General features: G+C 71.5%; 6 protein-coding genes. 4 read left to right on the forward strand and 2 right to left on the reverse strand.

Annotated features, from left to right (window positions below; translation table 11 throughout):
• Nucleotides 1–145 precede the first annotated feature (145 nt).
• Nucleotides 146–1,162 carry a potassium channel family protein gene (locus ACOJTC_RS24875; protein WP_420118704.1) on the reverse strand — a complete coding sequence of 339 codons (1,017 nt, stop codon included), beginning with the start codon at nucleotides 1,160–1,162 and terminating at the stop codon, nucleotides 146–148.
• Nucleotides 1,163–1,347: 185 nt separating this feature from the next.
• Here ACOJTC_RS24875 and ACOJTC_RS24880 point away from each other — a divergent pair, with 185 nt between their 5' ends.
• Nucleotides 1,348–1,875, forward strand: a complete 528-nt coding sequence (locus ACOJTC_RS24880) for a helix-turn-helix domain-containing protein (protein WP_420118708.1) — start codon at nucleotides 1,348–1,350, stop codon at nucleotides 1,873–1,875.
• 141 nt (nucleotides 1,876–2,016) lie between these two features.
• Complete coding sequence (locus ACOJTC_RS24885) at nucleotides 2,017–2,613, forward strand: ATP-dependent Clp protease proteolytic subunit (protein WP_420118705.1); 597 nt, start codon at nucleotides 2,017–2,019, stop codon at nucleotides 2,611–2,613.
• 375 nt (nucleotides 2,614–2,988) lie between these two features.
• On the opposite strand, the gene ACOJTC_RS24890 is transcribed toward ACOJTC_RS24885, so the two are convergent.
• Nucleotides 2,989–3,084: a zinc-binding dehydrogenase gene (locus tag ACOJTC_RS24890; protein WP_377681880.1), complete on the reverse strand. Its 96-nt coding sequence runs from the start codon at nucleotides 3,082–3,084 to the stop codon at nucleotides 2,989–2,991.
• 329 nt (nucleotides 3,085–3,413) lie between these two features.
• On the opposite strand from ACOJTC_RS24890, the gene ACOJTC_RS24895 reads away from it, so the two are divergent.
• Both ACOJTC_RS24895 and ACOJTC_RS24900 read left to right on the forward strand, forming a co-directional pair.
• The gene (locus ACOJTC_RS24895; RefSeq protein ID WP_420118706.1) at nucleotides 3,414–5,597 is read left to right on the forward strand and encodes a hypothetical protein; all 2,184 of its coding nucleotides are present in this window, start codon (nucleotides 3,414–3,416) and stop codon (nucleotides 5,595–5,597) included.
• A 255-nt stretch (nucleotides 5,598–5,852) separates the two neighbouring features.
• Nucleotides 5,853–6,719 (forward strand): glycoside hydrolase family 3 N-terminal domain-containing protein (locus tag ACOJTC_RS24900; RefSeq protein ID WP_420118707.1); only part of this gene is annotated, 867 nt, incomplete at its 3' end.

A 6,719-nucleotide genomic window follows, 5' to 3' on the forward strand; every position in this document is an offset into this window, starting at 1 on the left:
CGCCGCCCCCCCGCCGCCACCTGCACGATCCGCTAGCCGACCGAGCAGGCCGCGGGGGCCGGGCCCGGGGGGCGGGGCCCGGCCACGTCGGCGTCGGCGGACCGCCGGGGGCGGTGTGCAGGCCCAGGAAGGCGGTACGGGCCGGTCAGGAGGGGGTGGTGGCGGCGGTGGGGCGGTCGTCGCGGACGTGCACCAGCATGTCGCCGGTCTCGATCACCGCGCCGGCCCGGTCCGCCAGGGTGACCACCTTGCCCCGCCGCACCAGGGCGATGACCAGGGACTCCAACTCGCGGGGGGACTTGCCGACCTCGTGCCGCTCGGCGGAACGCATCGCCAGCGCCATGCCCTGCCCGGGGGTGAGCAGGTCCTCCACCACGTCGATCAGGGGCGGCGCGGAGGTCGAGAGGCCGAGCAGCCGACCCGCGGTCGCCGAGGACACGATCACGTGGTGCGCGCCGCTCTGCCGCAGCAGCGGGGCGTTCTCGGCCTCCCGTACGGCGGCGATGATGCGTACCTGGCCGGCGGTGAGCTGCCGGGTGGTCAGCGCCACCAGCACCGAGGCGTCGTCGCTGTCGGTGGCGATGATGACCGCCTTGGCGTTGCGGACGTGCGCCTCCTCCAGCACCGACGAGCGGGTGGCGGAACCCTCGATGGCGACCAGTCCGGCCGAGGTGGCCTGCCGCAACGCCGTCCCGTTGCGCTCCACCACCACGATCCGGGACTTGTCGAGGCCGTTCTCCAGCAGCGCCGAGACCGCGCTGCGGCCCTTGGTGCCGTAGCCGCAGATGATGACGTGGTCCTTCACGGTTCTCCTCCACCGCCCCAGCCGACGGCCGGTCCGGTACTGCTCGGTCAGGACTTCCAGGGTGGTGCCGACCAGGATGATCAGGAAGATCACCCGGGCCGGGGTGATGAACAGGACGTTCACCAACCGGGCGGACTGGTCGTACGGGGTGATGTCGCCGTACCCGGTGGTGGAGAGGGTGACCACCGCGTAGTAGAAGCAGTCGAGCAGGGTCAACCCGTTCTCGTCCACGTCGCGGTAGCCGCCACGGTCCAGATAGACCACCGCGACGGTGACCAGGACCAGGCCCAGGGCGGCGGCCAGGCGGAGACTCAACGCGCTGAGCGGACCCCGCCGCTGCGCCGGGAAATGGATCACCGTCGGTCCTGCTCTCCCCGGGTCGCCTGCACGAGCACAACATAGCGGTTGACAGGCGGACCGACCGGGCGGGTCGCCGACCCTACCTGTGGTGAACGCCCTCTCACCCTCGCGGCGGGCGGTGCCGGGCCCGGGAAACCGGCATGATGGGAGGGTCCCGGGACACCGGCCACGAGGAGGCCCGCATGTCGCTGCTGCGTCGGGTGATCGGTGGCGTGCTACGCCGGGTACGCCTGCGTCAGGGCCGTACCCTGCGCGAGGTGGCCGCCGCGGCCGGGGTGTCCCTGCCCTACCTCTCCGAGGTCGAGCGCGGGCGCAAGGAAGCCTCCTCCGAGGTGCTGGCGGCGATCTGCCGGGCGCTCGGGATCAACCTGTCCGACCTGCTCGAAGAGGCCCGTGACGAGCTGCGCCGGGTCGAGCGTCGGGTGCCCGTGCCGCCGGGCGGCAGCCTGGCCCGGCTGGACCGGGTGCCGACCGCCCGCCGCGACGGCACCGCCGCCCACCTGTCGGTCGGTCGGCCCATCGTCGGGTTCGGCCGTCCGGGCGGCGGCGTGCCGTCGAGGGTCGGGGGTGCCGGGTTCCCGGTGACGAGGGTCGCCACGGCCGTCCGGGTGGTCGCCGTGGCGTCGGCCGCCCGCCCCGCTGCGCGTACCCCCAGGGTGCCGGCGCGGCGGTGGGCCCGGACGGGCCGGCGGCGGGTGCGGGTCGGGTAGGCCGGCCGGATTCTGCCGACGGCGGATCTGCCGGCGGCAGAAAGGCTGGGGCGGTGACCGCCCGGCGGCGCAGGCTGGACCCGCCGGTTCCCGGGGCGGGGTGAGGTCGCCCGCCCGCCGGCGACGCGGAGGGTGGTCACCATGATCGGGTACGACGTGCGCATGCTGGACGGCGGGCAGCCGGCCTTCGGCGACCAGGTCTTCGAACGGCTGCTGCGCGAACGCATCATCTTCCTGGGCACCGAGGTCACCGACGCCTCGGCCAACCAGATCTGCGCGCAGATCCTGCTGCTCGCCGCCGAGGACAGCGAGCGGGACATCTACCTCTACATCAACTCGCCTGGTGGTTCGGTCAGCGCCGGCATGGCCGTCTACGACACCATGCGGTACGTCCGCAACGACGTGGCCACCCTGGCGTTGGTGCTGGCCGGCTCGATGGGGCAGTTCATGCTCTGCGCGGGGGCCGCCGGGAAGCGGTTCGCCCTGCCGCACGCGCGGATCATGATGCACCAGCCGTCCGGGGGGATGGGCGGCACCGCCGCCGACATCACCATCCAGGCGGAGAACATGCTGCACGTGAAGCGGACGATGCAGGAGCTGATCGCCCGGCACAGCGGGCGCACCCTCGACGAGATCCAGGCCGACTGGGACCGGGACCGGTGGTTCACCGCCGAGCAGGCCCGGGAGTACGGCCTGATCGACGAGGTGCTCACCCGGGTCGACCAGCTTCCCGGCTGAGCGGCGCCGGTCCGGGTATCGCGTGCCGACGGCCGGTGGCGGGTGCCGCCGGCCGTCGGCACCCGCGTCGGGTCGGGGTCCCGGCGGCGGTCCGCCCGGCCCCCCCGCGCTGCCGGTGGCCCGCCGGGGCGGGTGGCCGTGAGTCGACCGCGTCCACAGCCGTCGGGCCCGCCCCCTCGCTCGGGTCCGACACCCGCCGGTCGCACCGCGGCGGACGCTCGTCGATGCGGCAGAGCGTCAGCGGTACGAGACTTCCCGCACGGGCCAATACAGCAGGGCGCATTTCCCACAAATATCGTGGCATCGATGCGGCTCGTCGGCCACCGCTGCCGGGAGGCAGGCCCGCGACGGCCGGCCCGGAACCACGGGAGGGGTTCAGCCGTCGACGGTCAGCACCACCTTGCCCAGAGCCCGCCGCCCCTCCAGGTCGGCGTGCGCGACGGCCGCCTGCGCCAGCGGGTACGTCGACACCAGGTTCCGAGGTGGTCTCGTAGAACGCGGTGTAGGCGCGGCAGTGGTAGCTGGGGTCGCCGGGGCACTCGCTGAAGGTGGACTTGCCGACGAGGTTGGCCGGCCACCAACAGCCCGTACCACCTCGGACGGCGCGCACCACGCATTCCACGGCACAGACAATCAGCCTTGACAGAGTGCCCTCACCACCGAGACCGGAGCAGAGACGCCGATAGCGTCGGTCGCGAGAAACAATCGCGTCGACAATCTGCGTGCGAAAGGCGCGAAGAACCGGGCGCGGCACCGCGCACCCGAATTGACGGTCGACGCCTCCCGAACAGGAGACGACCATGGCGGACCAGGCTATCGCGCAGATCTACGACAAGCTGGTGCAGGTCCTCGGCGGAACCAACGACAACCAGTTCTTCACCATGATGATGCCCGGCTCGATGCTCAACCAGAGCGACTTCATGTACGACCCGACCGGCCCCAAGCCGGCGGCGGTCGCCGAGGCCGAGTCCCGGCTCGCCGACCAGATGTTCGACATCGTCAAGGTCGCCGGGGGAAGCAACGGTCAACGGGTGTCCTCCCAGTACCTGCAGGCGCTCAGCGTCCTCGTGCCGAGGTTCAACTCGACGATGCCGATCATGAAGAGCCGGCTGAGGGCGCTCCTGGCCACGCCGGCCCACCCGGACACCAAGGTCGACGGCAGGCCGTTCACCGGATCCCTCCAGGAGTGGTACTTCGCCCTCTACGAGTCGTGGCTGGCGAAGAAGGCCGCCTGGGACAAGCAGGTCGTCGACAACAGGCAGCGGTTGTCGAAGGAGAAGTTCCTGGAGTGGTACGAGGAGGTCGCCGAGGGGCAACTCGCCCTGATCGACGCCGCCGAGGGCCGACTCGTCTCGGTGTTCTCCCCGGCCGACATGGACGCGATCATCGGGGCACTCAACGCCGGCCCCGGCGGCGAACTCCAGGAGGCACGCGACCAGGTCCTCGACGCGCGGATACCGGCCCCCGGCGGGGGCTTCACCTACCCCGTCGAGCTGACCCCCAGCGACTGGTTCCTCGAACTGACCAGCGACCAGGACCCGGTCGACCTGCTCGACGAACCGCAGTTCGTCGCCCTGACCCTGGCCGGCCGGCGGCGCGCCCTGCTGACGACGATCAGCCAGGTCCAGGCGCAGCTCGGTCAGATGCCGACCGGGGGCACGCTCGCCGGTGCCGCGGCGGCCCTGAGCAAGGCGGAGGCCGCACACGTGGCGGCGCAGAACGACCTCGCGAACGTGTACGCCGAGAACACCGTCACCGCCGTCGAGATGTACCTGGCGGCCGAGAGTGGTGGCCTCACCGAACTCGACGGCGACAAGCTCAACGGGCTGGTCCACAAGGCCAGCACGGCCCTGGGCGAGAATCCGGTGCAGGACAAGGCGACCAAGCGGGGCAACGGCGGCGCCCTGAACTCCGAGGATCTCGGCAAGCTCCTCGATGGGCAGAAGAAGCTGGTGGCCGCCCAGTCGAACCTGCTCACCAGCGCCACGACGCTGGCCACCGCCGGCCGGGAACTGGCGGCGGACCAGGCCCGGTCCTTCGGTGACCTGCCGGCGGTCCTCGCCCGCCTCCAGTCCCAACTCGATGAACTGACCGCCCTGCAGTCCCAGTTCGCGCTCGTCGCCCAGCGGCAGCCCGCGAGCCGGAGCGCCGGAGCGCCGTCCGGGCAGACCGGTGCGACCGCCGCCCCCTCGCCCGCCGCCGACCGGTGGATGGACCTGCGGTTCTCGTTCAGCCACGACGACATGCGCTCGTCGTCGAGCCAGACGAGCAGTTCCGCCCAGGCGAGTGTGCAGGTCCACCCCTTCCTGTGGTCCGCGGGCGGCACCGCGTCGTCGTCGGGCTCGGACTACACCAGTAGCGCGCTGAGCGAGAACAGCCACGTCGAGGTGGGACTGAAGGCGTCCAAGGTGGAGATCTCCCGGGGCTGGTTCGACCCGGGGGTGTTCCGACTCTCCAAAGGCATGCACCGGCTGACCGACGCCCCGGTCTCGACGGGCCGCAACGACCTGGCCCAGCTCGCCGACCGGGCGAACGAGGCGATCCTGCCGTGCTTCCCGGTGGCGTTCGTGGTCGTCAAGGACGTCTCCATCCGCTTCGAGGCGGCCGAGGGGCAGATGTCGGCCGTCAAGTCGGTGATGGACAGCCGGGCCGCCGTGGGCGGCGGCAACCTCTGCTTCAGCGCGTCGGCGTCGGCCGCGGTCAAGAAGGAGTCCTCGTCGCTGAGCACCAGGACCGAGGGGAACACCGTGACGATCAACATGCCGGGCGCGCAGATCCTCGGCTGGTTCTGTGAATTCGTCCCGGAGGACCGCAGCACCACCATGTCCTCTCCGCAGGAGCCGGCGGGAAACGGCATGGACATCGTCCAGTTCGCCGAAGCGCTGCTGCAACTGGAGCAGGGCACCCCGTTGCCGGTGCCACCGGCAACGGTGCCGCACCACACGGGCGGACAGGCCACCGGACCGGCCCTGCGGCGACCCTGACCGAATGCCGGGTACGCCGTCCGGAGCCTTTTCCCGCCGACCGTCAGGCTTTCTTGACAGAAGCACTTCTCCGCCGGTCGAAACAGCGCGGACGCCGATACTTTTCGGCTTCCAGCAAGGCGTCCGTCATCGATGCCGGCACCTGTCGGATGCCGCGTGTCCGGAACAGAAAGAACTGCGACAATGCGACCACACACCCATCGTCGTCCGCACCCGTCCCGGCGGGGCAGGGGGGCCGTCCGCCGGACCGTCCTCGTGCTCGCCGTCACCGCTGCCGTGTTCCTCTCCGTCGGCGGGATCGTCGGCGTGGGCACCCGGTCCCACCTGCCCAGCTACCCGACCGCCGACGACACCACCGCGCACGGGACCGTCGCCCGACGGGTCGACGAGGTCATGGCACGGATGAGCCTGGCGGAGCGGGTCGGTCAGCTGTTCGTCCTCCAGGTGCACGGCGAGACCGCCACCACCACGAATCCCGCCGACGTCGCGGCCAACCAGGCCCTCTACGGCAGCGACGTGCGCAACGGCGCGGAGCTGCTGGCGAAGTTCCACCCGGGCGGCATCATCTACTTCACCAACACCAACAACATGAACAATCCGCAGCAGGTCGCCGAACTCTCCAACGGGCTGCAGCGTGCGGCGACGGCCGGCAGGGGCGGGGTGCCCGTGCAGCTCAGCACCGACCAGGAGGGCGGCTTCGTCAGCCGGGTCCCGCCACCGGCGGCGGTGACCCCGAGTGGCATGGCGGTCGGTGCGACGTTCGACAGCGACCTGGCGTACTCCACGGCGGCCTCGACCGCCCGTCAACTCCGGGCGATGGGCATCACCATGGACCACGCGCCGGTGGTAGATGTCATCACCAACCCCGACAACACCGCCGACGGCACGCGCGCGTTCAGCGACCGGGCCGACGTGGTCTCCTCGTTCGGGGCGGCGGCCGTCGCCGGTTACCAGGACAACCGGGTCGCCGCCACGGCCAAGCACTTTCCCGGCCTCGGTGCCGCCGAGGCGAACCCCGACACCGGCGTCGCCGTGGTCGACGAGAGCCGGGCGGAGATCATGCGTACCCATCTGGAGCCGTTCCGGGCGGCGATCACCGCCGGGGTCGAGTCGATCATGCCC

Origin of the sequence: Micromonospora sp. (assembly GCF_048594385.1) — a bacterium.
Lineage (GTDB): Bacteria > Actinomycetota > Actinomycetes > Mycobacteriales > Micromonosporaceae > Micromonospora > Micromonospora wenchangensis.